Annotated in this window: 28 protein-coding genes and 1 pseudogene; 20 read left to right on the top strand and 9 right to left on the bottom strand. The window is 36.6% G+C overall.

Features of this window, described 5'->3' with window-relative positions; all coding sequences use genetic code 11:
• The 3 genes and pseudogenes from RLO81_RS06130 to RLO81_RS06120 form a co-directional block, all read left to right on the top strand.
• Window positions 1–245 (top strand): annotated as a pseudogene (locus RLO81_RS06130) (exo-alpha-sialidase); the annotation flags it as partial.
• Window positions 238–1260 (top strand): helix-turn-helix domain-containing protein, encoded by a 1023-nt coding sequence (locus tag RLO81_RS06125; RefSeq protein ID WP_350108721.1) that lies wholly within the window; start codon window positions 238–240, stop codon window positions 1258–1260. The pseudogene RLO81_RS06130 and the gene RLO81_RS06125, both read left to right, overlap by 8 nt.
• A 99-nt stretch (window positions 1261–1359) precedes the next feature.
• A complete protein-coding gene (locus RLO81_RS06120; RefSeq protein ID WP_350108718.1) occupies window positions 1360–1758 on the top strand; it encodes a hypothetical protein in 399 nt (132 codons plus the stop codon).
• 25 nt (window positions 1759–1783) lie between these two features.
• Here RLO81_RS06120 and RLO81_RS06115 read toward each other — a convergent pair whose 3' ends face one another.
• The 5 genes from RLO81_RS06115 to RLO81_RS06095 are packed head-to-tail and all read right to left on the bottom strand — an operon-like array spanning window position 1784 to window position 5824.
• Window positions 1784–2923, bottom strand: coding sequence for an adenylate/guanylate cyclase domain-containing protein (locus RLO81_RS06115; protein WP_350108715.1), 1140 nt, complete (start codon window positions 2921–2923; stop codon window positions 1784–1786).
• Window positions 2883–4052, bottom strand: a complete 1170-nt coding sequence (locus RLO81_RS06110; protein ID WP_350108712.1) for a hypothetical protein — start codon at window positions 4050–4052, stop codon at window positions 2883–2885. The genes RLO81_RS06115 and RLO81_RS06110 overlap by 41 nt, the downstream gene beginning before the upstream one ends.
• Complete coding sequence (locus tag RLO81_RS06105) at window positions 4033–5016, bottom strand: DUF2157 domain-containing protein (RefSeq protein ID WP_350108709.1); 984 nt, start codon at window positions 5014–5016, stop codon at window positions 4033–4035. The genes RLO81_RS06110 and RLO81_RS06105 overlap by 20 nt, the downstream gene beginning before the upstream one ends.
• 6 nt (window positions 5017–5022) lie before the next feature.
• On the bottom strand, window positions 5023–5472 hold the full coding sequence (locus RLO81_RS06100; RefSeq protein WP_350108706.1) for a YybH family protein: 450 nt from the start codon (window positions 5470–5472) through the stop codon (window positions 5023–5025).
• The gene (locus tag RLO81_RS06095) at window positions 5465–5824 is read right to left on the bottom strand and encodes a hypothetical protein (protein WP_350108703.1); all 360 of its coding nucleotides are present in this window, start codon (window positions 5822–5824) and stop codon (window positions 5465–5467) included. The genes RLO81_RS06100 and RLO81_RS06095 overlap by 8 nt, the downstream gene beginning before the upstream one ends.
• 73 nt (window positions 5825–5897) lie before the next feature.
• Here RLO81_RS06095 and RLO81_RS06090 point away from each other — a divergent pair, with 73 nt between their 5' ends.
• Window positions 5898–6689 carry a 5'-nucleotidase, lipoprotein e(P4) family gene (locus tag RLO81_RS06090; protein WP_350108700.1) on the top strand — a complete coding sequence of 264 codons (792 nt, stop codon included), beginning with the start codon at window positions 5898–5900 and terminating at the stop codon, window positions 6687–6689.
• Here RLO81_RS06090 and RLO81_RS06085 read toward each other — a convergent pair.
• Both RLO81_RS06085 and RLO81_RS06080 read right to left on the bottom strand, forming a co-directional pair.
• Window positions 6686–7126, bottom strand: coding sequence for a cytochrome B (locus RLO81_RS06085; protein WP_350108697.1), 441 nt, complete (start codon window positions 7124–7126; stop codon window positions 6686–6688). The two genes, RLO81_RS06090 and RLO81_RS06085, sit on opposite strands and share 4 nt — an antisense overlap.
• Before the next feature lie 44 nt (window positions 7127–7170).
• Entirely contained in the window at window positions 7171–8787 is a 1617-nt protein-coding gene (locus RLO81_RS06080) for a S8 family peptidase (protein ID WP_350108694.1), read from the bottom strand.
• Window positions 8788–9203: 416 nt separating this feature from the next.
• Here RLO81_RS06080 and egtB point away from each other — a divergent pair, with 416 nt between their 5' ends.
• Both egtB and egtD read left to right on the top strand, forming a co-directional pair.
• Entirely contained in the window at window positions 9204–10448 is a 1245-nt protein-coding gene (egtB, locus tag RLO81_RS06075; protein WP_350108691.1) for an ergothioneine biosynthesis protein EgtB, read from the top strand.
• Entirely contained in the window at window positions 10445–11392 is a 948-nt protein-coding gene (gene egtD, locus RLO81_RS06070) for an L-histidine N(alpha)-methyltransferase (RefSeq protein ID WP_350108688.1), read from the top strand. The genes egtB and egtD overlap by 4 nt, the downstream gene beginning before the upstream one ends.
• A 224-nt stretch (window positions 11393–11616) precedes the next feature.
• On the opposite strand, the gene recA is transcribed toward egtD, so the two are convergent.
• A complete protein-coding gene (gene recA / locus RLO81_RS06065; RefSeq protein ID WP_350108685.1) occupies window positions 11617–12645 on the bottom strand; it encodes a recombinase RecA in 1029 nt (342 codons plus the stop codon).
• A gap of 135 nt (window positions 12646–12780) precedes the next feature.
• Here recA and RLO81_RS06060 point away from each other — a divergent pair, with 135 nt between their 5' ends.
• The 11 genes from RLO81_RS06060 to RLO81_RS06010 all read left to right on the top strand — a co-directional run bounded on the left by RLO81_RS06060 (window position 12781) and on the right by RLO81_RS06010 (window position 22202).
• Window positions 12781–13905 carry a lipid A deacylase gene (locus tag RLO81_RS06060; RefSeq protein WP_350108682.1) on the top strand — a complete coding sequence of 375 codons (1125 nt, stop codon included), beginning with the start codon at window positions 12781–12783 and terminating at the stop codon, window positions 13903–13905.
• Window position 13906: 1 nt separating this feature from the next.
• A complete protein-coding gene (locus tag RLO81_RS06055) occupies window positions 13907–14929 on the top strand; it encodes an aminopeptidase (protein WP_350108679.1) in 1023 nt (340 codons plus the stop codon).
• Window positions 14929–15732 carry a DUF3108 domain-containing protein gene (locus RLO81_RS06050; protein ID WP_350108676.1) on the top strand — a complete coding sequence of 268 codons (804 nt, stop codon included), beginning with the start codon at window positions 14929–14931 and terminating at the stop codon, window positions 15730–15732. The genes RLO81_RS06055 and RLO81_RS06050 overlap by 1 nt, the downstream gene beginning before the upstream one ends.
• 94 nt (window positions 15733–15826) lie before the next feature.
• Window positions 15827–16516 carry a response regulator transcription factor gene (locus tag RLO81_RS06045; protein ID WP_350108673.1) on the top strand — a complete coding sequence of 230 codons (690 nt, stop codon included), beginning with the start codon at window positions 15827–15829 and terminating at the stop codon, window positions 16514–16516.
• A gap of 5 nt (window positions 16517–16521) precedes the next feature.
• A complete protein-coding gene (locus RLO81_RS06040) occupies window positions 16522–17574 on the top strand; it encodes a sensor histidine kinase (protein WP_350108671.1) in 1053 nt (350 codons plus the stop codon).
• A gap of 31 nt (window positions 17575–17605) precedes the next feature.
• Window positions 17606–18319, top strand: a complete 714-nt coding sequence (locus RLO81_RS06035) for an RluA family pseudouridine synthase (RefSeq protein WP_350108668.1) — start codon at window positions 17606–17608, stop codon at window positions 18317–18319.
• 103 nt (window positions 18320–18422) lie between these two features.
• The gene (rplM, locus tag RLO81_RS06030) at window positions 18423–18869 is read left to right on the top strand and encodes a 50S ribosomal protein L13 (RefSeq protein WP_205723532.1); all 447 of its coding nucleotides are present in this window, start codon (window positions 18423–18425) and stop codon (window positions 18867–18869) included.
• 2 nt (window positions 18870–18871) lie between these two features.
• The gene (gene rpsI, locus RLO81_RS06025; RefSeq protein ID WP_205723533.1) at window positions 18872–19258 is read left to right on the top strand and encodes a 30S ribosomal protein S9; all 387 of its coding nucleotides are present in this window, start codon (window positions 18872–18874) and stop codon (window positions 19256–19258) included.
• Between the two features lie 38 nt (window positions 19259–19296).
• Window positions 19297–20064: a 30S ribosomal protein S2 gene (gene rpsB / locus RLO81_RS06020; protein ID WP_350108663.1), complete on the top strand. Its 768-nt coding sequence runs from the start codon at window positions 19297–19299 to the stop codon at window positions 20062–20064.
• 104 nt (window positions 20065–20168) lie between these two features.
• Window positions 20169–20999, top strand: coding sequence for a translation elongation factor Ts (gene tsf / locus RLO81_RS06015; RefSeq protein WP_350108660.1), 831 nt, complete (start codon window positions 20169–20171; stop codon window positions 20997–20999).
• A 117-nt stretch (window positions 21000–21116) separates the two neighbouring features.
• On the top strand, window positions 21117–22202 hold the full coding sequence (locus RLO81_RS06010; protein WP_350108657.1) for a hypothetical protein: 1086 nt from the start codon (window positions 21117–21119) through the stop codon (window positions 22200–22202).
• Between the two features lie 21 nt (window positions 22203–22223).
• Here the strand turns inward: RLO81_RS06010 and RLO81_RS06005 are convergent, their stop codons facing one another.
• Window positions 22224–22517: a hypothetical protein gene (locus RLO81_RS06005; protein WP_350108654.1), complete on the bottom strand. Its 294-nt coding sequence runs from the start codon at window positions 22515–22517 to the stop codon at window positions 22224–22226.
• 63 nt (window positions 22518–22580) lie between these two features.
• Between RLO81_RS06005 and RLO81_RS06000 the strand changes: the two genes are divergently transcribed.
• The 3 genes from RLO81_RS06000 to RLO81_RS05990 form a co-directional block, all read left to right on the top strand.
• Window positions 22581–23267, top strand: a complete 687-nt coding sequence (locus tag RLO81_RS06000) for a hypothetical protein (RefSeq protein WP_350108651.1) — start codon at window positions 22581–22583, stop codon at window positions 23265–23267.
• Window positions 23268–23459: 192 nt separating this feature from the next.
• Window positions 23460–24152 (top strand): (d)CMP kinase, encoded by a 693-nt coding sequence (gene cmk, locus RLO81_RS05995; protein WP_350108648.1) that lies wholly within the window; start codon window positions 23460–23462, stop codon window positions 24150–24152.
• A gap of 124 nt (window positions 24153–24276) precedes the next feature.
• Window positions 24277–25420, top strand: a 1144-nt coding sequence (locus RLO81_RS05990; RefSeq protein ID WP_350108645.1) for a Na(+)-translocating NADH-quinone reductase subunit A, incomplete at its 3' end; no start/stop codon positions are given.

Genomic DNA, 25420 nt, shown 5'->3' with positions numbered 1-25420 from the left:
TAGATGTAACTTGGTTAGATAAACAACGTGTTTATGTGAGTTGGATGGAAGGAGCAACCATAATGGGGGCTCAGGTGAGCAAAAATGGTAATATTGTACGTAATGTGTTGGCGGAATCTTCAACTGCCAGAGATAGTGGTTTTCCACAGATAGAGTTCGCCTCAGGTCAATTAATTCTGGCATGGACGGATAGTGAAAGTAAAACTGTAATGACTAAAATGATTAAGCTAGAGCGAGATGATTGAAACTTCTCAAGGGCTATTAGAACAAATCTTTTCTTTTAAAAACGGATTAGAGTTGGTGACTGGTGTGTTGGGAGTATCACAAGGCTTTTATATAGTTAGAAATCTTAAATCAACAACAGCCATGCTTCACGCAGCGTTTGTTTTTGTGCTAGGTGTACATTTTATTCTTTTAAGCTTATCAAATACGTTCAATTTCCATCTAACATTTATTGCGAATGTTTTCCTCTACATGTATGGGCCATTGATCTGGGCTATGTGTAAATCTATTAATGCTGAAAGTACTCAGATGTATAAATGGCTGGCATTTTTTGGCGCAGTTGCACTATTGATATCACTAGTTTACCAGTTTATAGAGTTCAATAATTCGCTTATTGCTGCATTCATTGACCTTACATATATTAACGTATTTCTAATAAGTGGACTGATAATACTTAGAAGACATAAACAAAACATCCAAATTAATGTGTACCAATGGGCTTCGAGATTTATTACAATCTTTTTTATCACTAATGCATTTTACATGTTTGTAGCATATCTATTGTATACTGAAAATGACTATTATATCTGGTTCAAAACACCTGTAGCCTTTCTTTTTACATTTCTTTTGATTTATAATATAGGAGCTTTATTCTTGGATAAGAAGGTTCTCTCATTCTTAAAATCGCCAAAAACACTTCCCACGATTGAAGGGCTTAAGGATAGGGTTGAAAAGTTGATGAAAAGCAAAAAACCATTTCTTAATTCAGGTTTGCAATTGCAGGATTTAGCAGATGAATTAGGTTATTCAGGTCGTGAAATATCGTTAGTTATAAATCAAGACCTCAATAAGAACTTCTATGATTATATTAATGAATTGAGAGTGTCATATGCATCAAACCTAATCATAAATCAACCAAATTTGCTTATTAAGGAGGTGATGTATGATTCTGGTTTTTCTAATAAAGTGACATTCAATAAAATATTTAGAGACAAATTTGGATGTACACCATCTGAATTTAAAAATAGCTTAAAATAGGTAAGCCTGCACCCAGATTTACCTTTCCTAATCCAATCTCTGGTACATTGTAGCTAAATTCAATCAGGACTCTTTTTTAAACCAAAACCCAAATTAATAATGAAAAGGAAAGAGTTTTTAAAGAAAATAGTGGCAGGTTCAGTGATTGCCATTCCATCTATGGCTATCATACAATCGTGCGGAGATGACGGAGGGGATGATCCTCAGCCTACAACACCAACTACGCCCACTACACCAGTAGATCCACCTAATTGTATTGATAATGGAACTTCAACGAACATTGGAGCAAATCATGGCCATTCTATTACAGTCTCTAAAACTGCTGTAAAAGAAGGAAAGGAAAAAGTGTATTCTATCAAAGGAAGTGGTACTCATGATCATACTGTTATTATCACGGCAGCTCACTTTCAACAGCTTGCTGGAGGAGGGACAATATCAGTTCTATCAAGTTCAGATAATAGTCATACACATTCGGTAACTGTGAGTTGTAAGAGCTAGTATTTTTTAATTAGGAGTGGATAATTTAATCCACTCTTAAATTAACCTTGTGAATGATTACTTTTGATTTCTTACCACGTAGCTCGAGTTTACCAAGTTCTGTTGAATCAATGGTAGAGATATTAGGTAAATGTTCTAATAAAGTTCCAGATACCAAAAGCTCAGCATGATATTCATTGCAGCACTCCTGAATTCTGGATGTAGTATTTAAAACGTCTCCAGAAAAAACGATTTCTTTTTTTAGTTTTCCTATTTCACCAGTTGTTACAGTACCGCAATGTATTGCGGCTTTAAATTTTGGGATCAAGCCAAAATCATCCATATACTTTTCAGACTTGTTTTCAATAGCAAGTTTAATTTCGTAGAAACACCTAATACAATTATTATTTTTAAGTCCAGCTTCTAAAGGCCAGGTAATAATCACCTCATCGCCAACGTACTGATATATTTCACCATATGTGTTAATAATGGCGTCAGACATATCTGAATAGTACCTGTTGAGCAGTTCGTAGTATTTTATATGGCCTAAATTCTCAGCAATGGTGGTCGAAGATTTCATGTCCATAAACATAAATATCCTTTCTTCTACCCTGGGTTTGTGATACTTACCACGAACAAAATTGGCGAATACGAACATACCGAGATTATTTCTTATTTCTGCAAAGAAGAGTACGATAATAAACATCACACCTATGTAAAGCACGATGGTTATGAATGTAGGATTGAGAACAAACCGCCAAACGCTCGAAATTACCAGTTTGTCTAAAGGGCTGGTATTAAAATAGGACGCTGTAGAAATGAATGAGAGAACAACCAGAAAGAGAACAATGAGTATGAGATACAGCAGTGACTTAAGAAGTATTTTTATTCCAAAAGATCTGTTTTTAAAAAATCCATTGAAGCCAAAAGTCTCAATAAGGCCTACAATAGCGCCAAGCACCAAGGTGCCAACAAAAATAATTAAGAAAGAATCAGAAGGGTCATAGATATTTTGTGTTGTTGGATAACTGCCAGAATTACCCAATAACCCATACTCAACAATGGCATAGAGCTGCCCAAATACAACCCACAGCAAAATGAACTGTAGAATTTTATAAGCATTATGTTTTTGTTTCGGAGTCATCTCAATATGCACCACTTGCTCCGCCACCGCCAAACTTACCACCTTCGCCTTTAAACTTTGTGTCTATATCACCTACTTTGCTTAGTGTTTGGTCGATAACAATCGACTCTAAGTTTAAACCGTCAGTTAGATTGTTATCAGGCTCTGTCGTAATATTCCACTTCCCATTTTTAAAATACCTCATAGCAGAGTATGCTACAGCTAATAGCGCTATGCCTCCCAGTAATAATGCTAACTCCAGACTCATCAAATTGTGATAGTATTTAATTGAAAATACACCCACCGCAATTAGCGCAAGTCCCAAATTTAGAAATATGAGCTTCTTGTTTTTCAAACCGTGGAAAATGTATAAAAGGGGAATAACAATGGTAAATCCATAGAAAAACAGTTTAATTGCTTTTGGAAAAGCATCTACCAAACCTAATTCAGTACTCAATTCTGTAACCACAAAAATGTTACCCGAAAGATAAAATACGATAATGGATATCCATTGAATTACTTCCCAACATTCCTGATCAGCCTCAAACTCCACTTTGCTTGCTTTGGTAGTTGAAAATCGGTAAAAAATAAAGGACAAAAGCATCAACCCAAAAGGAATCAACAATAGAAATACACCTCCTAGTTTATGAAATAAAAGAAAAAAGACAGAATAAATAGAGAAAAGGGTAAGACCGTAAAGTAATCGGTCTTGATAGATTTTTGCAGGCAAGCCTAATAGCGGAATAAAGAACAAACAACTCTTGAGGGGGTCATTAAAGAATACAGTTTCAAAAAGTATAAAAAATGCCAAACACAGAAAACCTATCCCTCCGTAAAGTAGTGCATCGTCAATCCCACTTCTAAAATTCTTACGATCATCAATAATCACTTTCTGTAGGAAGAATAGCAAACCTACCGCCACGATTAAACTAAAAACCCAGCCATTCTGCTCACTAATTACATCTGACAACAGTAACCCAAGAAAACCCAAGGCGGAAGAAACAATAACATAAGTGAGTATAAAAAGCCCAATATTTACGAAAATATTGGTTGTGTTATAGGCAGGGCCCATATTTTTTTCTATTACTGAATGCTCTTCATTAGAAACCAACCCTTCATTTTTTAACTCATTCAAGTGTATTTTATGAAAATAGTTGGCCTGTCTTATTTTATCATACCCCAGCATCTTCATTCATTTTTTTATGGGCGCTTCTCAGAAATTTAATGGCATAAATAGCTGTGGCTATAAAGTAAGTCATTAACAAATAAGCAGAAAAAATATAATCAGAATCTATTCCAATAAATACTTCAACAACAATATAGCTAATAGCTATATAGGTATAACCGAATCCAAATAACAAAAAGTAAAATGATTTATACGTTTGGGAATACCAATAGGCAAATAAAATCAGTGGCGAAATTAAGAGCATCCATATCCAACCGAAAGAAAAATTAAAACCGGCAGCCAAAATTGCCACGGCACCTAAATGCATCCCAAAATTATAATAAGTAAAGTGGAAGTGTGCTTTAAATTTTTCCTTGACTGAATAATAACCCGCTCCTATTAATATAACGCACAGTAGCATACCAGTGATTACCAGATTGGTCGTTGAAAAATCGTTTTCTGTAAATAATGACTTTGGGGTAAGTGATATTCCTAACCAGGAACAAAACAAGGTTATGGCCAATGATAATACACCCAGATGGTCGAAACGGTAGGCTATGCCAAACAATACCATTGCAGGAAGAAAGGTAGCCATTCCGTATCGTTCGCCAAAAATGGAATATTGAAATTGCAAATACCCTTCAAAAGTGAGAAAGAGCAATGTGCCAAACAGTACAATATAATCAAACCATGGGTTGGCAGGTTCAGATTTATCCGCGCTAATATCCGGAGCCTTTTTAAACGAATAAACAAAGCACGCTATGCAAGTAAGTCCTATTAAAACTACTATTGAGAGGTGGCCAATGGTATCTATATTTTCATAAATGAGGATCCCAAGAGCCGTGGCTATCAAAGTAACTCCTAAATACAGAAGTATTCTTATGTGCCAAAAAATGGATAAAGGCTTTCCTTCAATGTAGGAGTCTAGCTTGCCATGAGTTTCATCGTTGATAACGCCATGTAACAGAAGGTATTTTAAGGTTCTTTTCATGGTGTCTTATTCAATTGGCCCCTCAGCTCCACTATCCAAAACATATTTCCATGACCCATCCGTCTGCTTTTTCCAAATAGAAACATAGTAACCAATACTTGTTTGCTCTACTGAATCGCGGGTGGTAAAGTAATATTTACCATACGTATAACCTAGTTCTCCAGATTTTGCTATTTCTGCCTTTAAAGGCTTCCAGGTAAGCTCAATTTTTGAATCATCAATTTGAGCAAAGGATTCTGATAAATCTGATTTACCTATAATAGGATGCTCACCCTGTCCCAGTTTTACCACATCGGGGTCTGCATAAAATATAAAGGCCTCTGCCATTCCATTTTCTTTAGACATGGCTGAAAATTCTGCGTCAACATCCAACAATATTTTAGAATCTACAGCTGTATGAGGGCGCGGATTACAGGCAAAAAATAAAGCCAGTACAAAAAAAAGCAGTCTAATCATTTTTAAAGTTTTGTTGATAAAAATTTATTGGATCATTTGTGTTGGTTAATGAGTCCCACAATGTTTTTCTTACTTCTTTATATAATTTGACGGAGTCATGTTCATGAGCAATCATATATCCAATTACTCCATCGCAAGAAAAATATTCAATTTTTGTAGGCACATAGTACCTGGAAACTTTCATTTCCTCCTTTACCCTAAACGTAGTATTTCTAATCAATTCAATATTTTTTTTAACCACACTGGTGAGTGTAAGCTCATGGCAATCTGTATTTTCTGGACTCATCTCAAAATTATGTTCCACTTGCCCAAAAGCTTGAGCAGAAAGAGATAGGAGTAAGCCCAATATCATTAAATTTGAAGTTGGCATGATTAAAGATAGTAATTTTACTCATTGCTTAGTTTGATATATAATTTTGAAATCGATGAAAAAACAAATTATAATAACACTACTATTTATTGTAAGCATTTCTGGTTTTGGCCAGGACAAAAACGAAGAAAAAGCCCAGATGTCGGATCAACTGACAATGGCGGTGTTATGGTACCAACAGTCGGCCGAAATGAGGCAGGCCTATTATCAGGCTTACAATTACGCCAAATTGCTGGTAGACAATAAGTTAGCAACTATTAAAACGAAAAGGCCATCGGCTGTAGTACTTGATATTGACGAAACAGTTTTGGATAATAGTCCATATGAAGCGATGCTTATCGATAGTGGATGGACATACACTGGCCGCACCTGGAAAGCATGGACTGATCAGGAGCGTGCTGAGGCACTTCCCGGTGCATTGGACTTTGTGAATTACGCTAAAAAAAAGGGAATAGAAGTGTTTTATATTTCTAACCGTAATGTGGATGAGTTGGAATCAACCATAAAGAACTTGAAAGGCAAAGGCTTTCCTAATGCTGACGAACGGTTTATTCAACTCAAACAAGAATCTAGTGACAAAACAGATAGAAGGGAAAAGGTTGCCAATAAATACGAAGTACTTGTTTTTATTGGTGATAATTTAACTGATTATTCCGAAGAATTTGGAGATAGGGATGCGGATATGGGCAAAACGTTGGTGGATGAAAAGAAAATGGAGCTACTCAATAATTTCGTTATGTTGCCCAACCCCATGTACGGAGAGTGGGAAAAAGCTATTTACAATAACGATTACTCAAAGAGTGATTCTGTAAAATTAGAATTAAGAAAATCACTATTGATACGTTAAAACCAGCTGCCGCCCAAATCCCTGAAAGGCCAAGGAATGGCAGCAATAATTATTAATAGGCCAAGTAAGTAAAATACCATGATGGATTTAAATTTCTTGCCATCCATCGCTGTTCTTTTGGCTTTACTGTAACCAATGGTAATGAGAGCAACAGCCAGCACCATCATAACCACATGCTCTACCAAAAAGAAGCGTAGCACATCAGATTTCATAGATGCTGCATCAAATACTACTTTAGGACTGATGAAATACAAGATGAGCCCCAAAACAAACTGTATATGAGTAAAAATAAGTGCAAATAGCGCTTTTTTCTTGTCTTTCGCGGAGAATGTTATTCCACCCCGTGTCTTACCAAAGCTATTGATAATGGCGATCACCAATGTAGCTAATACTAACCACCTTAAACCAGAATGTGCACTTGTTAAAATCTCATACATAGTGTTAATGGAATTTATTTTGATAAAGATACTTTGGAAATGTTCTACTTCAAAATATCTATTTTAGCTTTATCCCGGCTATATTCTTCTGCCATTTTAACAGCTTCATAAGTATTAACAATACCTCCGGTTTTGGATAACTCTGAGAAGGAAATCAATTCAGAAGTGCCTGGCCTATACACTTTTCTTTTACCATGAATTACTGCTGATGCAAGGATAATCTCTTTGATTTCAACAGGAGTTAATTCTGGATAGTACGATATTAAAAGCGCAGCAACGCCCGTTACCATGGGGGCGGCCATACTTGTACCATTATAAGCTTCGTAAGAATTATCGGGTGTGGCGCTATAAATACTTACTCCTGGAGCAAATAAGTCAACCCCCTTTTTACCATAATTAGAGAAGTCGCTGGCGAATTCTTTATTCGTTTTTGAAGCAGAGGCACCCACTTCAATCCATGTTGTTATTTCTTCTCCGTTGCTTAAAACCCTGGACGGATAGTGAGTTACTGAATCGATGCTTAACTCTTCATTACCAGCACCATGTACTATGAGCACTCCTTTTTTCTCTGCATAGCGTGCGGCACTGTCTACCAAATGCTTATTTGGAGAGTATTGTTTGCCAAAACTCATATTTATTATCTGTGCACCATTATCAACTGCATAGTAGATGGCATTAGCCACATCTTTATCGCGCTCGTCACCTTCAGGCACAGCTCTTATAGGCATTATACGAACATTATCTGCAATACCTTTAATGCCAATATCATTCGTTCTTATCGCGCCAATAATACCTGAAACATGTGTTCCATGTGATGGGTCTGGCCCCAATACATCATTATTACCATAACCTTTCTCAGTTAAGTTAGTCAGGTCATCTCCAACAACAGAGCGGTAATCTGCCTGCAAATCTAAATTCTTCAATTCCTCTTCATATAATTCAACTGCTTCAGCAAATATATTGTCTACCGATCCATAGTATTGATTTACAATTTTCATGAATCGTTTGGCATTATACACCGATGAGTCTTCATCAGCGAGGGTAAGAATACTTTCTAGTTCGAGTGAATCCTGATTGAGTTTCTTTTTGAGAATAGAAGAGTAAATAGTGTGGTTGTAATCGAGCTGCCTGAAATAGTCCAGGTTTTCTGCTACTTCTGAATATTCTTCTGTATATTTCTTCTTCACCTCTTTATATAACAGGTACTCAGGGTTATCAATAGTATCTATATGCGCTGAATCAGTACTGTATTTTTCATCTAATTTCTTGTAAATTCTCGCATACTCATATGTTTCAAAGTGAACATTTCCACTTTGGCTACCTATGAAATTCCAGCCATTCACATCATCTATATATCCATTTAAGTCATCATCTATTCCATTATTGTCAATCTCATCTTCATTGATCCAAATAATGTCTTTTAGGTCTTCATGGTAGATATCTACACCGGAATCTATGACAGCTACAAGTACTATTGTAGATTTTTTATTCTTTAAAATAGTGTTATAGGCTTTTTCAGTACTTGTGCCTTCTACTTTATCCTGCTTAGGATCTAGCAAAAACCAATTGTTAGGCTCAGATTTACCATCAGAACCCTTTTGTGCGATTATATTATGTATTGAAATCAGAATCACAAATAGTGTGATAATCAATCCCCTCATATCCATTAATTATATGCCTTCAAAAATTCGGTTAAACTGTAAATGTAGTCCATTTTTCAAGTTTTAATAACATACAGTTCACAGTAAGGTTACGAATTCTATTAAAACCAACTAATTCGCCTAAAAACTTACTTCAGTAGGCTAAGCGTATATTCTGATTTAGTGCGCAGTTAATATCCTATTACATTTGTTGTGTAATCAGTTAACGAGTTGTTAGAATGATGTATTATATCTGCTTATTGTCGCTGGCTTTATTTTTCGGAGCATTCTTTTGGGCGGTGGCCAAAGAAGGTGGTATAAGTATCAAATGATATAGCGCTTAGCTTACATTTCTTCAGTTAATTCTTCGGATAATCTTTCAATCACTTCCTATTTTTCAAGAACATCTGTTACTTTAAGATGTTGTATAGAAGAAGATGATTGCAGATCAAATACAAATATCAGAGCGGTTTTTGGCTGTTCGTTCACAAACAGAAAAAATCTGTGAGCCACTTAAAATAGAAGATTATGTGGTACAACCCATCGTGGATGTTAGTCCACCCAAGTGGCATTTAGGGCATACAACATGGTTTTTTGAAACCTTTATTTTAGTACCTAATCATACAGGTTATCAACCATTTGATGCTAATTATAACTACCTTTTTAATAGTTACTACGAGTCGGCTGGGGCAAGGGTAATTCGAACAGATAGAGGAAACATTACCAGGCCGGGAGTGAAGGAAGTAATGCAATACAGAAGCCATGTGAACCACCATATGATTGAGTTTCTCAATAGTAATTACAGCACTTCATTGAATAGTCTTATCGAGTTAGGTTTACAACATGAACAACAACACCAAGAGCTACTTATTTATGATATAAAATATATTCTTGGCAAGAATCCACTTTTTCCCGCTTACGGTAAATTAAATGAAACTGGCGAGGTGCTTAAAAGTGAAAATAAGTGGTTAACGATTGAAGAAGGAGTATATAAGATTGGTTATAATGGTAGGGCGTTCAGTTTTGATAACGAACATGGAAGCCACAAAACATATTTGAATAAATGTGCTCTTGCCGATCGGCTTGTAACTAACAGGGAATACCTTGAGTTTATAAGTGACGATGGGTATAAAAACTTCAGATATTGGCTTTCTGATGCATGGGAATGGGTAAAAGAGAATCACATTGAAGCACCTGAACATTGGCATAAAGTTGAAGGACAATGGAATCATTACAACCTTAATGGAGGTTTAACACCGTTGATTTTAGATGCTCCAGTTATGCATATCAGCTTTTTTGAGGCTGATGCTTTTGCCAAGTGGAAAGGTATGAGATTGCCAACAGAACAAGAGTGGGAGGTAGCATGTTTGCGTTACGGAAAGATAGATGCCAATTCCAATTTTAGTGACAATGGAAAATATGCTCCTCAACCAGCCAAAAATAATCAATTGTATGGCGATTGCTGGGAGTGGACAGCAAGTGCTTATAGGCCTTACCCCTATTATAAAGCTCCTGAAGGTGCGGTTGGCGAATACAATGGAAAGTTTATGATAAACCAAATGGTGTTAAGAGGCGGTTCTTCTGCTACGCCAAGAGATCATATCAGGCCAACTTATAGAAATTTTTTTCACCCACATTTAAGATGGATGTTCTCGGGCATTCGATTAGCTAAAGATTTATGATTGATACAAAAATGAGCCAATTTGCTATTGATGTGCTCAATGGATTAAAGGATTCGCCCAAAAGATTGCCGAGTAAATATTTCTATGATAAGAAAGGAGACAAGCTTTTTCAGGACATCATGCAGCTGGATGAGTACTATCTGACACGGACAGAATACGCCATTTTTAAAGATAATAAGGCCGATATATTAAAAACTTTTGCCCATGGTGTAGAAGCTTTTAACCTGATAGAATTTGGTGCGGGTGATGGGTATAAAACCAAAGTGTTGCTCCGTTATTTTCAGGACCAACAGGCTGATTTTACCTACATGCCTATTGATATATCCGGAAATGTATTGAATATACTCGAAAGGGCATTAAAAGATGAAATGCCTGATTTGCAAGTTCAACCTATGCAAAGTGATTATTTCAAAGCATTGAAAGAATTACAGGATAGCCCCAAGCGAAACGTAGTGCTTTTTTTAGGCTCTAATATTGGGAATTTTACTGACGAGCAGGCTGACAAATTTTTAAATGAGTTAAACACGTCTTTGAAGCAAGATGATTTGCTGTTTATTGGGTTTGACCTTAAGAAAGATCCTGATGTTATCCTGGCTGCTTATAACGACCCAAAAGGAGTGACCAGGGAGTTTAATATGAATTTGCTCGATAGAATTAACGATGAACTTGAAGGTAATTTCAATAGAGCTAAATTTTTACACAAACCTATATATAACCCAATGACAGGCACTACCTCGTCATTTCTGGTAAGCACTGAAAAACAGACTGTTCAAGTTGTAGGCACTACCTTCAATTTGGAAGCTTGGGAAGCCATACACATGGAAATCTCCCAAAAGTACGATCAGCGCATGATTGAGCGACTTGCTAATAATTCAGGATTTGATATTGTTGGTGGATTTACTGATGAAAGGAAGTATTTTTTGAACTCTGTTTGGAGGAAGTAACAATTCTAAGGCTGTCTCAAAAGGGTCAGCCTCTTTTTTTATCCAAAACCTTATTTTGGTTCTATTATTCAACGCTGGGAGTCTCTTTGAACTCTATGTTGATTTTGACCATTTTAGATCATAAAAAGTTTCTTGAAAGGACTTACTGACCTAACTTTTTTAAACCAAAATATATTTGACGTTCTTTTTTAGTCAAGTACTTTTGAGACAGCCTCCTTTTATTACTACTCCTGTGCAGCTACTGGCTTATCCAAATCTTCACCTTTTATTTTGGCTTTAATTTTAGCTTCCAGCTCTTCCATTAATTCCGGGTTGTCTTCTATAATTTGCTTCACTGCATCCCTTCCTTGGCCAAGCTTATTGCCATCATAAGAAAACCATGATCCTGCTTTGTTTATAATATCCAGTTCAACACCTAAATCAATAATCTCACCCACTTTAGACACGCCTTTTCCGTACATAATGTCAAACTCTACCACTTTAAATGGTGGGGCAACTTTGTTCTTCACCACTTTTACCCTAGTTCTGTTACCGGTTAAGTCACCCGTATTTTCTTTAATCTGACCAATTCTTCTGATATCCAATCGCACCGAAGCATAGAATTTTAGCGCATTACCACCAGTAGTTGTTTCTGGGTTACCGAACATGACGCCAATTTTTTCACGAAGCTGGTTAATAAAGATACACGAGCAACCCGTTTTGTTAATAGTACCTGTTAGCTTTCTCAATGCCTGCGACATTAATCGTGCCTGAAGCCCCATTTTGCTATCACCCATTTCTCCTTCTAGTTCACCTTTAGGTACCAAAGCAGCAACGGAGTCAATCACAATAATATCTATTGCACCAGAGCGTATTAAATGTTCGGCAATCTCAAGGGCTTGTTCGCCATTATCTGGCTGTGATATCAATAAATTTTCGGTATCAATACCAAGTTTTTCGGCATAACTTTTATCAAATGCATGCTCAGCATCTATAAAGGCTGCCAGGCCTCCTGCTTTTTGCGCTTCGGCAATGCAATGCATTGAAATGGTTGTTTTACCAGATGACTCTGGCCCGTAAATTTCTGTCACCCTTCCGCGCGGTATCCCACCAATCCCTAAAGCAATATCAAGACCTAATGAGCCTGTAGATATGGCTGGTACATCAAGTACTCGCTCATCGCTGAGTTTCATTACCGCACCTTTGCCATACGTTTTTTCAAGTTTATCAATAGTTAATTGAAGGGCCTTTAGTTTTTGATCTTTCTCACTCATTTTATATCAGATTTGTGGTAATACTTTAGGCGGTGAAGTTAATTAAATTGCCAATATTTTTAGCAAAATCATATAAATTTTCTTACAACTGTCGCCATTAGATAGCGCACTTCCTATATTGCGTAAAATTTAGCTATGAGGAGGTTTTTACTTTTATTTTTTGCCCTTGGGTGTTTATCAGCATCAGCACAGTTAAACAATACCATGTTTGATCAGCGCAAGCAGGTTAGTGAACAAGACTCTGGTTCGTTGTTTCTCAACTTTAATGCCCTTGGGTTCAACAAAAACAACGAATATTTTGGCAAAATAGCTGATGGGTATACACTTTTTGGGTACCAGGTAAATCCATCCTTGGCATTTATGCCCACTGCTCACACGCGGTTCGATGTTGGAGTGTACGCCCAAAAAGATTTTGGAAACGATGATTACACAGAAGTGCAACCTACTTTCACCTTTACCTATAAAATGGGTAGTTCAAGATTGATATTTGGAACTCTGGAAGGGGCCACATCACACCAGTTAATTGAGCCGCTGTATGATTTTGAAAATGTATTGGTCAATCGTTTAGAAAACGGATTACAGTTCAATACCATTAACGACTGGCTGTTCTTCGATGTGTGGCTCGATTGGCAAAATATGCTCTATGCTGGAGAAAATGATCAGGAAGAGCTAACAGGCGGCCTTTCTGCCAGGTATTTTTTGGTTGACAAGATTATTCGAGTGTCAATTCCTGCGCAGTTAGTGGTAAAACATCTCGGAGGTCAGATTGATGTGAGTGATAGACCGCTTCAAACATATGTAAACACAGCCACTGGTATTACGCTGGATTTTCTGAGGCCAGACAATAATTTAATCAATAGTGTAAGGTTAGACTCTTATTATGTAACGTACAGCGATGCGTCAGGCGAACAGCTTCGCCCTTTCGAAGATGGTGATGGTTTTTATATCAATGCAGAGGTGAAAAGTAAAATAGGTCTGGAGTTTATGGTCAGCTACTGGCAGGCCAATGAATTTTTATCGATACAGGGAGGACAGATTTATCCAAGCGAGTCAAGTACGGTAAAAAACCCATTTGTTATTCAGGAGGATCGCGAGTTGGTAATACTACGATTCATGCATAATATGAAACTTTCCGATCGCCTTACTCTCTCCAGCCGTTTTGAACCCTATTTTGATTTAATAAATGATCGGTTTGAGTTTTCACATGCTTTCTATCTGAATTATACTACTGATTTCAGATTATTAAAAGGCAAAAAGTAGGATGAAAAAAGGCTATAAAATTTTACTATTTTTTGCTTTCCTATTATTAGCATTAATCTTTAGTTATAGTGAATTGATCATCTATGGCTTGAGGCAAGGCAAAGGCCAGTGGCACATTGTATATTATGCGAAACCAGTCGAAGATTTTCTATCTGATACCACTGTAGATCAATCCACAAAAGATAAACTCAAGCTCGTACAGGATGTTCGTAAATTTTGTGTTGCTGATTTAGGCCTCAGCGATACTGAGAATTATACGGAAATGTTCGACCAACAAGGCGAGCCTGTATTATGGGTAGTTACAGCCTGCGAACCTTTTAACTTTATTCCTTATCAATGGAAATTTCCGGTGGTAGGTACGGTACCTTATAAAGGATATTTTGAAGAACGATTGGCTTTTGAAGAGGCTGAACGTTTAAAAGAGCTTGGGCTAGATACTAATATCAGAACGGTTGGTGGTTGGTCAACGTTAGGGTGGTTTAAGGATCCGATATTAAGTGAGATGCTATTAAGAAGCGATGGGGATTTGGCCAACCTTATTGTACACGAGTTGGTGCATGCTACAATTTTTGTGAAAGATAGTGTGGAGTTTAATGAGAACCTGGCTTCTTACATTGGTGACAAGGGCGCTGAGCTGTATCTTAAAAGTTCAGGAAATGAAAATGGGCTGACGGAATATATTCGAAGCAAAGAAGATCAACAAAAGTTTGTCAATCATATTTTGCGAGGCTTTCAAAAACTAGATTCACTTTATACTAAAAATGCGAAAGCAAGCATCGAAGTAAAGAAATCATTGAAAACGGAATTGATTGACTCAATTATGAGCTCATTGGATACGTTAACCTTAAATGATCTAAACTATTTGAACAAATTAAATGGCTACCAACCTAATAACGCCTATTTTATGTCTTTTAAAAGGTACAGGGCAAAACAGCCGCAGTTAGATTCTCTATATACTGTTCAATTTGATTCTAATCTCATTAACTTTATACAATATTTCAAAAATCAATATGCTGCAGAATAATGAAAAATAAGAGAAGCGCCATATTGCTCGTTTTCTTGTCTGCATTACTAATAAGCAGCGATCAATACAAATCTTACAGAAGTATACCAAACACAAGCTTTATTCCGGGTGAAGTGATTAATTACAAGGTGCATTATGGGTTTGTGAATGCCGCTGAAGGTAAAATGGTGATTAGCGATAAGCTCTATGAGGTGAATAATCGTAACTGTTACAAAATAGACGTATACGGAAAGTCAATTGGTATGTTTGATGTCTTTCTTAGAATAAGGGATAACTGGGGCACATATCTAGACACAGCTTCTATTATACCCCATAAGGCATATCGGTATATTGAAGAAGGCAAATACAGGAAGAAAGAAATTGTTAATTTCTATCACTTCAATAAAAAAGTAGAGGTGATTGATTTTGATAAAAAAAAGGAAGTATGGAAGCCAGCCAAAGAGTTTGAAGTGCCAACCTATGCACAAGATATGGTAAGCGGGTATTACTACCTTCGGACCTTGGATTTTGATAAGTTAAAAGAAAACGAAGTAATACTACTAAAAGCCTTCTTTGATGATGAAGTATATGATTTCAAAATCAGGTTTATTGGCAGGGAAGAAGTTAAAACAAAAATTGGCACAATCAGGTCGATAGTTCTTTCGCCTATTATGCCAGAAAACAGTCTTTTTGATGGTGAAAATTCAATAAAGGTTTGGATCTCTGACGACCGCAATAAAGTGCCTATTAAAGTAAAGGCGCAAATGTTTGTAGGAGCAGTAGAAGTAGATATACAATCTTATGAAAAAGGCGACATTAAGTAATTGTTAAATAAACAATACGCATTTTTTAATAAAACAATTAATCAATACTTTTGACTCGTTTTTTGGACAAAATTAAACACTAAACACCTCTAATATGGGAAACAAGCAAGAGTACAAAGTGCTTGTTGTAGATGACGAAGAAGCAATTTTAGAATTGCTAAAGTACAATCTCGAGAAAGAAGGCTACGAAGTAAAAACTGCTCCTGATGGAGTAAAAGGTGTGGAGATAGCCAGAAAATTTCTACCAGACATAATTCTTCTTGATATAATGATGCCCAAGCAAGACGGTGTAGAAACGTGCAGACAACTGCGTGAAATCCCGGAGCTGTCGAGTGCATTCATTATATTTCTTACCGCAAGGTCTGAAGAATATTCTGAAGTGGCAGCCTTTGATGTTGGAGCTGATGATTACATCACAAAACCCATTAAACCAAGGGCGTTAATGAGCCGTATATCTGCCTATTTCCGTAGAGATGTGCAAAAACAGTCAGTAACTAATCAAATAACCATTGGCGACCTGGTGATTGACCGTACCAGTTACACCATCGTGTTAAACGGCAAAGAAATTAGTCTGCCTAAAAAGGAATTTGAATTACTCTATTTTCTTGCGCAAAACCCGAATAAGGTTTTTGGTAGAGATGAGTTGCTTCAAAATATCTGGGGTTCAGATGTATATGTCTTAGCCAGAACGGTCGATGTACATATTCGAAAAGTCCGCGAGAAAATTGGAGACGATCATATCACTACCGTTAAAGGAGTAGGGTATAAATTCAGCCTTAATTAAGGTCAGTGAATAGCTCCAGGGTAATAGCATTATTACTTGCTGTTTGCATTGCTGCGGTAACTACTGCTTTTCTTTCCTTGTTTGATGAGGTCACCTCTACGGCTCTCATCGTTACGTTCCTCATAAGTTTTTCCGCCTCCTATTTGTTGGGGTTTATGATATTGGAGTTTCTCATTTTTAGGGAAATTAATAAAATATACCAATTATTTGAGAAGCTTAGAAAAAAGGAGCTCAAAGTATTAGACGATCAAAAGTCGAACCCACTAAATCCATTGAAAAGAATCAATGATGAAATTTTCAGTTATGCTGCCCTCAAGCAAAAAGAGATTGATGAGCTTAAAAAAATGGAGGCTTTCAGACGGGAGTTTATTGCTGATGTGAGCCATGAGTTAAAGACCCCAATATTTGCAGCGCAGGGTTTTGTACACACCTTATTAGATGGTGCTGTAAAAGATAAATCGGTTCGTACCAAGTTTTTAAAGCGTGCCGCAAAAAGTCTTGATGGCTTAGATATGCTTGTTCAGGATTTACTTACCCTTTCACAAATTGAAACTGGTGAGATTAAAATGCACTTGGAGTATTTTGATATAAAGAATCTAGCTGAAGATGTGGTAGATCAGTTTGAAAATAAAGCGGAAAGAAAAAACATCACACTTTCATTTGCAGAAGATACACCTGAGCAGGTAATTGTTCATGGGGATTGGCAACGAATTAATCAGGTGCTTAACAACTTAATAAGTAATGCCATTAAATATTCACCGGAAGATAGTCAGGTAGAGGTTGGATTCCGCATACTGAAGAATGATGTGGTAACGTATGTAAAAGATAATGGTGAAGGCATCCCATCAGACGATGTAAAAAGAATATTCGAACGTTTTTACAGAGTAGATAAAAGCAGGTCAAGGGAAAAAGGCGGAACGGGGTTAGGCCTGGCCATTGTAAAGCACATTTTAGAAGAGCATAAGTCTAAAATAGAAGTTAAGAGCACGTATGGTAAGGGGTCAGAGTTTAGCTTCAAGCTCGCGAAAGGCCAGTCTGAACCATTGTTTCAGAAGTAATATTGTTTCCTAAAGTTCATACCTTTGCCCAATGGGCAAGAAAATAAATTTTAAAGATCTGGTGATATGGGAAGATAGTGATTATTGGGTGATCAATAAACCTCCATTTATCTCTACTCTAGACGATAGAAATGATCCTGTTAATATTCTAGGCCTTGCCAAAGGGCAAAACCCGAATGCCCACGTTTGCCATCGGTTAGATAAGGATACTTCCGGACTATTAATTATAGCCAAAAATGATGAAGCCTATCGTCATGTGTCTATCCAGTTTGAGAAGAGATCCATTGGAAAAGTGTACCATGCTGTTGTAGATGGCATTCATGATTTCAAAGAGAAGGTGGTTGAAGACAAAATCCTGAAACTTTCTAATGGGACTGTTCGCATAGATAGAAAAGGCAAGGAAGCTAAAACTACATTTAATACATTAAAGGCTTATAAACTACATACATTACTAGAATGTAAGCCTCTAACAGGCCGAATGCACCAAATTAGAATTCATTTAGCAACAATCGGAGCGTCTATTTCTGGAGATGCTCATTATGGTGGTAAGCCATTCTATTTATCTTCTATTAAAAAGAAATTTAATCTTAAGAAAGATACAGAAGAACAACCATTAGTAAAAAGGCATGCGCTACATGCCTATAAACTAACATTTTTGAATCTAAAAGATGATAAAGTGGAGGTTCAGGGGGAGTATCCTAAGGATATGAGAGTACTTATCGAGCAGCTTGAGAAGAATATTTAAATATTTCAGTGCCTCTGTTGCATATAATAATGAATCAATCTATCTTTGCAATCCCTTTTTGAGGGGAGTACTATATATTGTCAAAATATAAAGCTTTAAAAGCGTGGATAATTTAAGTTATAAGACGATTTCTGCTAACAAAGCAACCGTAAACAAAGGTTGGGTTATTGTTGATGCAGAATCAAAAGTGTTAGGAAGATTAGCTAGCGATGTAGCTAAAATCATAAGAGGAAAGAATAAACCAGACTTTACTCCTAATGTTGATTGTGGTGACAACGTAATTGTTGTGAATGCTGACAAAGTAAAGTTAACAGGTAAGAAATGGACTGATAAGGTTTATGTTTCTCACACAGGATACCCTGGTGGTCAGAGAAAGTCTACTCCTAACGAGGTTAAGAATTCTAAGTCTTCTACAATTCTTGTAGAGCGTGCTGTAAGAGGTATGCTACCTAAAAGCAGATTAGGAAGAGCCTTATTTGGCAATTTATACGTGTATGAAGGCGCAGAGCACCCTCATGCTGCACAACAACCAAAAGAAATTAAATTATAATAATGGAAGTAATAAGTTCAATAGGAAGAAGAAAGACTTCGGTAGCTAGAATTTATGTTACTGCGGGTAAAGGCGCTATCACTGTAAACAACAGAGGTGTAGATGAATACTTCCCTGCTGGTATCTTACAAACTATCGTGCGTCAGCCTTTGAATATCGTAGAGCAAGACGGAAACTTCGACATTAAAGTAAATGTAGATGGTGGCGGACCTGCTGGTCAAGCAGAAGCTATCCGTTTAGCTATTTCTAGAGCTCTTGTGGAAATTGATCCTGAGCATAGAAGTCCTCTTAAAAAAGAAGGTTTCTTAACTCGTGATCCTAGAATGGTAGAGCGTAAGAAATACGGTAGAAGAAAAGCGAGAAGAAGATTCCAGTTCAGTAAGCGTTAATCGTTTACCTAACTCAGAAGAGAAAACAATTAATATTAATGGCAAATAAATTAGAATACAAAGACTTACTAGATGCTGGTGTTCATTTCGGACACTTGACGAGAAAGTGGGATCCCCGTATGGCTCCATATATCTTTATGGAAAAGAACGGTATCCACATTATCGATCTAAATAAGACCCTTGAGTGCCTCGAAAAAGCATCTTTTGCACTTAAGAACATCGTTAGATCAGGAAGAAAAGTATTATTCGTAGCTACAAAGAAGCAAGCACAAGACATCGTTGCTGAAGAAGCTAAGCGACTTAACATGCCTTTCGTTACAGAAAGATGGTTAGGTGGTATGCTTACAAACTTCGCTACTATCAGGAAATCATTGAAGAAAATGTCTTCAATTGATAAATTGATGAAAGATGAGTCTTACTTAAACCTTGCAAAGCGTGAGCGTTTGATGATCTCTCGTGAAAAAGAAAAGCTGGAAAGAGTATTAGGCGGTATTGCTGACCTTAACAGACTTCCTGCTGCACTTTTCGTGATTGACGTTAAAAGAGAGCACATTGCAGTAAAAGAAGCTCAAAAACTAAACATCCCTGTATTTGCAATGGTAGATACTAACTCAGATCCTAACGGAGTTGATTTTGTGATCCCTGCAAACGATGATGCTTTCAAATCAATCTCTTTAATTACTAACCACATCGGTAAAGTAGTAGAAGAAGGTTTAGCTGAAAGAAAGAAAGAAAAGGATGAGGCAAACCAGCAAAAAGAAGAGGAGGCCAAAAAAGCCGTTGATACTGCTGAAGAAGCTAAATAAACACACTTGATATAAAGGATTGAAAATTGAACATTGGTCAAGTGCTGATGTTCAATTTTTTTTAAAACACATATTCAATTTTAAAATCTTAATTAAATAGAACCATGGCTATTACAGCACAAGAAGTAAACAAGCTGAGACAAATGACAGGTGCAGGAATGATGGACTGCAAAAAAGCATTAACAGAGGCTGAAGGTGATTTTGATAAAGCTATCGACATTCTAAGAAAAAAAGGACAAAAGGTTTCTGCATCTAGAGCGGACAGAGAAACTACTGAAGGTTCTGTATTTGTAAGAACAAATGCCGATAACACTGAAGGTATTTTAGTAGCTCTTAATTGTGAAACTGACTTCGTAGGTAAGAACGAGGAATTCTTGGCATTAGGTCAGTCAATATTAGATGTTGCATTCGAAAACGATGCGCCAACTAAAGAAGACGTACTACAATTAAAAGTAGGAAGCCTTACTGTAGAGGAGAAGATTACTGAAATGGTAGGTAAGATTGGTGAGAAAATCGAAATCAGTGAGTACGTAAGATTGAAAGGTGAAGCTGTTGTTCCTTATATCCACGCTGGTAACAAACTGGGTGTTCTGGTAGCATTGAAAAATGTAAACGGAACAGACGTTCAGGAAGCTGGTAAAGATGTGGGAATGCAAATCGCAGCAATGAACCCGGTAGCAGTTGACCAAGATGGTGTTGATCAGGAAACAATCAACAAGGAAATTGAGATTGGAAAAGAGCAGGCATTAGCTGAAGGAAAACCTGAAAATATCATTGACAAGATTGCTCAAGGTAAATTACAGAAGTTCTTCAAAGACAATACTTTGTTGAATCAGGCCTTTGTAAAAGATAACTCTTTAACTATCGCTAAATACTTAGATAGCGTACACTCTGGCCTAACAGTCACTGAGTTCAAGAGAGTATCTATAGGATAAAAATAGAATTCATATAAATTTTCAAGGGACTTTAAAAAAGTCCCTTTTTTTGTATATCTATTTTTTTAAAATCACCGTTTAAACGCTCTGAAGTTACTTTTTAACTAAAAAACAAAAATGAAAAAGTTTAGCATTTATATGCTTTGCGTAATCTCACTTATTGCCACAGGATGTGGTGATAGTGATGAGTCTGGTACACCACAATTAGGTGTTGTTGAGGCTAAAGAATCAATGGATGATTTATCTGATGACTTATCTGCCGATATTGTAAGTATTACTCAATCTGAGGGGGTTGAGGCTGTTGGTGATTTATTTACATTAACCAATTTAAGTGATCCATTTAATGGAAGAGTAAGTAATGAAACCACGAAACAATGGTTCAAAAATAGAGCTAGCTCTTTAAAATCAATTTTCTCACCTAAGAAAGTAGGTTTTTCAAGAACAGAAGAAGACGGCTTTAATTATTCAGGTAATCTTGGCACGTATGATTGGAATTCGGATGAAGAAGTTTTCGAAAAGACAAGCAGTGCTGGCCAGATCATAATTATCAACTTCCCTTCAGCGGGTTCTGCTACAAACGATGCTCAACTTAGAATCACATCTTATGATGAAGAATTATTTGAGGATGAGTTTGATGCCTACTACATGCCGACTGAACTTACAGCTGATCTTTCAATTGATGGCACTAAGCAAATTGAGTTAGATTTTTCAGCTGAATACAATACCAATGGAGATCCAATTTCAGGTAATATAAGCTTGTTCTTAAATCCGTATACGTTTACTGTTTCTTTAAATAACACTAACTCTACTAGTACAGTAGGTAGCATTTCAATTAAAGAAGATGGTGAAACTATTATGTCAACCACCACTAATATTACTTTTGTGAGTGCAGCAAAAGAGGAAGTGAAAAATATAGATGGAAATGTGACTTACAGAAACCTCAAAATAACTGGAAGTATCAATGTGCAAGGTATTGAGTCTTCTGAAGAGGTGGATTATAACAACTTTGTTAAACTAGTTCTTTTTGACAATAACAATAAAGTGGGTGATATCGTCTTTGTAACTGAAATTGAAGATGGGGAAGAATACGATGTTGCATATATTAAATATGCAGATGGTTCTAAAGAAAAATTAGAAGACGTATTAGCTCCAGTGATAGATGAGTTTGAAAACTTCCAAGATGAAGTGGAAGGTTGGGGTTAATTGAAGATAATAAAAGGAGGCCTAGGCCTCCTTTTTGCTTTTCGAACCTCTATTAAATGTTTCGTTAAACGTTTTTCTAATTTCCTCCCCAGCTTTTTCAAACGACTTATCAATATCATCAAATATATCTTGATGCTCATCTTTGAAAGTTTTGAATTCGTTTTTTAGCTTTTCTCCGTTGCGCTTAAGTTCCTCAAACCGGTCTTTAAACCTGGGGTCATCAGTTCCTTTTTTAACATCAGAAATAAGTTCATCAATCTTTTTGCCAAGATTCTTAAATAAGTGTTCGGCTTTGCCTTCTGGTCTTCTACCCATAATCGTACTTTATTACTTTTACTTAAGTATACGTAAAATAAATTTTTCGTTTAATTTAAGGCTATGTCTTTAGAGCAAGATCCTATAAAACACATAGCCAGGTTAATTGAAACTAAATCTGCAGTTAAACAACAGACCTTTAGAAACCTCTGTCAAAATTTCAAAACCCTTGAAAAAGAAGCCAAAAAAGTGGTTTCAAAAATAAATGCAGAGCTAACTAGCAAAGACAAAGATGTGACACTTGCAGTGACAAGAATTAATGATCGGGAATTTCATGTGAAGGTAGCTGGTGATCTTTTGGTTTTCCTGATGCACACAAACATCATAATTTTAGATTCTGCCCATGGGTATAATAAGAGTCCATTTGTTGAAGAGAATGCAATGCGCAAATATCTTGGTCAGATTAATATCTACAATTTTATGGCAGATTCATTTAAATATAACAGGTTGAATGATCCCGGCTATCTAATAGCAAGGCTATTTTGTAATTATGAAAACCATTTTCTGGTAGAAGGAGAGAGGCAGCTGAGCTTCATGTACGAAAAGGTGTCCGAAAAACCAATCTCAAATACAGATTTAAACATTATTGCACAACTAGTAATGAGTCAAAGCATTGATAATGACTTAGTTACAGCTCCATTCCCTGATATTCGTGTTATATCATTGCATCAAAAAATAGAAAAAACGCAAGCCCTTGGGGGAGGTTATAAAATTGGTTTTCAAATGAGCTATCAACAGAAAATTGATTAAATGTAAATATGTAGTGCCTGAGATTACCTTAGCCGAATTCATGTGCTTATATTTGCGTTAATGGTAGCCAGGAAAATAGTACTCTCTTTAGTGATAACCTTCTTTTGTTTATCATGTGCTTCTACTCAAAAGAGAAATGGCAAGATAAAACCAGGAAAGCCCATACCGTGTCCACAAAAAGACTGCTAACGCGTGAGAAAAATAGTAATAGCTATCGATGGATATTCAGCATGTGGAAAAAGTTCTACAGCCAAGGGCGTAGCATCTGTTTTAGGTTATACATACATAGATTCTGGTGCAATGTATAGAGCAGTAACGCTCTATTTTGTCCAAAATCATGTGAGCATTACCAATATATCTGAAGTTAAGAAAGCACTTGAAAACATTGATATTACCTTTATTGTTAATGACAAAACCGGATTATATGAGACGTATTTGAACGGGCTCAATGTGGAAGATGAGATTCGTAAAATGTACATTTCCAAGCAGGTGAGTCAGGTGAGTAGTATCAAAGATGTGCGAGTTGAAATGGTAAGTCAACAACAGAAGCTTGGAAAGAAGAAGGGAGTTGTAATGGACGGGAGAGATATAGGTACTGTTGTATTTCCTGATGCAGAGCTTAAAATTTTTATGGATGCAGACATATATGTGCGTGCAGGTAGGCGCCAACAAGAGCTTTTAGAAAAAGGGCAAATGATTGAGCTTGAGGAAATAATGGAGAACCTAAAAGAGCGTGATCGCATAGATACCACGCGTAAGGAAAGTCCTTTAACAAAGGCACAGGATGCGGCTGTTGTTGATACGACTTTCAGAACATTGGAGGAGCAAATAGAAGAAGTAGTTAACCTTGCTTTGAGTAAAATACTCAATGAAGATATTTCGTAATAAGAACTTGAAAAAGAGTAGAATATAATTTGACTTAAATTAAACTAATCGATTTTTATTGTAGCAAAAATTATTAATTTTGACTTCGATTTTTCATCGATAGATTTGAATCTAACAGGAAAGCATGTCTAAATTCATCAAGCTAAAAAAAGGGTTTGATATTAACCTAGCTGGCAAAGCAGAAAAGAAAGTTGCCGATATAGAACAACCGGAAACTTTCGCTTATAAACCCACCAGTTTTCACGGGATTCTGAGACCAAAATTAATGGTCGATGAAGGTGACAATGTAAAGGCGGGAACTCCTATTCTTTATGATAAGAAGAATGATAAAGTGATGCACGTAGCACCAGTAAGTGGTGAGGTGGTTGAAATCAGAAGGGGGGCAAAAAGAAAATTACTGGAAGTAGTAATACTTGCCGATAAGAAAGTGGAATCCGTTGAGCACAAGAAGCATTCAGTGTCTGATATCGCTAACTTAACGCGAGACGATGCTCAAGATATAATGCTGAAGTCAGGTACTTGGGTAAACCTTGTTCAAAGGCCCTATGGAGTAATAGCCGATCCAGCTGAATCGCCAAAAGCCATTTTCATTTCTGCTTTTGATTCGCATCCACTAGCACCCGACTATGATGTACTTTTCAAAGGCAATGAGAACTATTTTCAGGCAGGCCTGGATATACTCAAGAAATTTTCTGAGAGCGCAATACACTTAAATATTCATGGGGAGAATGAGGTTTCTCAAATTTTCTCTCATGCAAAAAATGTAACACTCAATAAAGTAACTGGCCCACATCCTGCAGGTAACGTGGGTGTTCAAATTCATCATATTGATCCAATCAACAAAGGAGATATCGTCTGGACGATTAATCCTTATGGGGTAATACAAATTGGAAAGCTATTTCTTGATGGCGTTTACGATGCATCTAAAATTGTTGCACTTACTGGGTCGGAAGTAAACAACCCGCAGTACTATAGAACATATATTGGTGCTTCTATCAAAAACATGATCGCTAACAACATTAAGAGCGACAATGTGAGATATATTTCCGGAAATGTGCTTACAGGTGAAAAAATTGAAGACAATGGACATATTGGTTTCTTCGATCATCAGGTAACTGTAATACCGGAAGGAGATTATTATGAGATGTTTGGTTGGATTAAGCCAACAACTAATAAGTTAAGTTTCCAAAGAGCGTTTGGATTGTTGTCATTCCTAAATAAGAATAAAGAATTTGTTGTTGATACCAATGCCAAAGGAGAACCAAGAG

The organism is Fulvivirga sp. (genome assembly GCF_040220315.1).
Taxonomy (GTDB): Bacteria; Bacteroidota; Bacteroidia; order Cytophagales; family Cyclobacteriaceae; genus Fulvivirga.
This window is presented reverse-complemented; position numbering and strand designations above follow the sequence as displayed.

Coding starts and splice junctions, on each gene's coding strand:
- RLO81_RS06085 (WP_350108697.1), bottom strand. CDS start 7,126: ATGTATGAGATTTTAACAAGTGCACATTCTGGTTTAAGGTGGTTAGTA.
- RLO81_RS06125 (WP_350108721.1), top strand. CDS start 238: ATGATTGAAACTTCTCAAGGGCTATTAGAACAAATCTTTTCTTTTAAA.
- RLO81_RS06095 (WP_350108703.1), bottom strand. CDS start 5,824: ATGATATTGGGCTTACTCCTATCTCTTTCTGCTCAAGCTTTTGGGCAA.
- RLO81_RS06090 (WP_350108700.1), top strand. CDS start 5,898: ATGAAAAAACAAATTATAATAACACTACTATTTATTGTAAGCATTTCT.
- RLO81_RS06050 (WP_350108676.1), top strand. CDS start 14,929: ATGAAAAATAAGAGAAGCGCCATATTGCTCGTTTTCTTGTCTGCATTA.
- RLO81_RS06000 (WP_350108651.1), top strand. CDS start 22,581: ATGTCTTTAGAGCAAGATCCTATAAAACACATAGCCAGGTTAATTGAA.
- tsf (WP_350108660.1), top strand. CDS start 20,169: ATGGCTATTACAGCACAAGAAGTAAACAAGCTGAGACAAATGACAGGT.
- rpsB (WP_350108663.1), top strand. CDS start 19,297: ATGGCAAATAAATTAGAATACAAAGACTTACTAGATGCTGGTGTTCAT.
- RLO81_RS06045 (WP_350108673.1), top strand. CDS start 15,827: ATGGGAAACAAGCAAGAGTACAAAGTGCTTGTTGTAGATGACGAAGAA.
- recA (WP_350108685.1), bottom strand. CDS start 12,645: ATGAGTGAGAAAGATCAAAAACTAAAGGCCCTTCAATTAACTATTGAT.
- RLO81_RS06035 (WP_350108668.1), top strand. CDS start 17,606: ATGGGCAAGAAAATAAATTTTAAAGATCTGGTGATATGGGAAGATAGT.
- RLO81_RS06055 (WP_350108679.1), top strand. CDS start 13,907: ATGAAAAAAGGCTATAAAATTTTACTATTTTTTGCTTTCCTATTATTA.
- RLO81_RS06105 (WP_350108709.1), bottom strand. CDS start 5,016: ATGAAAAGAACCTTAAAATACCTTCTGTTACATGGCGTTATCAACGAT.
- RLO81_RS06060 (WP_350108682.1), top strand. CDS start 12,781: ATGAGGAGGTTTTTACTTTTATTTTTTGCCCTTGGGTGTTTATCAGCA.
- RLO81_RS06100 (WP_350108706.1), bottom strand. CDS start 5,472: ATGATTAGACTGCTTTTTTTTGTACTGGCTTTATTTTTTGCCTGTAAT.
- egtD (WP_350108688.1), top strand. CDS start 10,445: ATGATTGATACAAAAATGAGCCAATTTGCTATTGATGTGCTCAATGGA.
- RLO81_RS06005 (WP_350108654.1), bottom strand. CDS start 22,517: ATGGGTAGAAGACCAGAAGGCAAAGCCGAACACTTATTTAAGAATCTT.
- RLO81_RS06110 (WP_350108712.1), bottom strand. CDS start 4,052: ATGAAGATGCTGGGGTATGATAAAATAAGACAGGCCAACTATTTTCAT.
- RLO81_RS06080 (WP_350108694.1), bottom strand. CDS start 8,787: ATGAGGGGATTGATTATCACACTATTTGTGATTCTGATTTCAATACAT.
- egtB (WP_350108691.1), top strand. CDS start 9,204: ATGATTGCAGATCAAATACAAATATCAGAGCGGTTTTTGGCTGTTCGT.
- rpsI (WP_205723533.1), top strand. CDS start 18,872: ATGGAAGTAATAAGTTCAATAGGAAGAAGAAAGACTTCGGTAGCTAGA.
- RLO81_RS06010 (WP_350108657.1), top strand. CDS start 21,117: ATGAAAAAGTTTAGCATTTATATGCTTTGCGTAATCTCACTTATTGCC.
- RLO81_RS06120 (WP_350108718.1), top strand. CDS start 1,360: ATGAAAAGGAAAGAGTTTTTAAAGAAAATAGTGGCAGGTTCAGTGATT.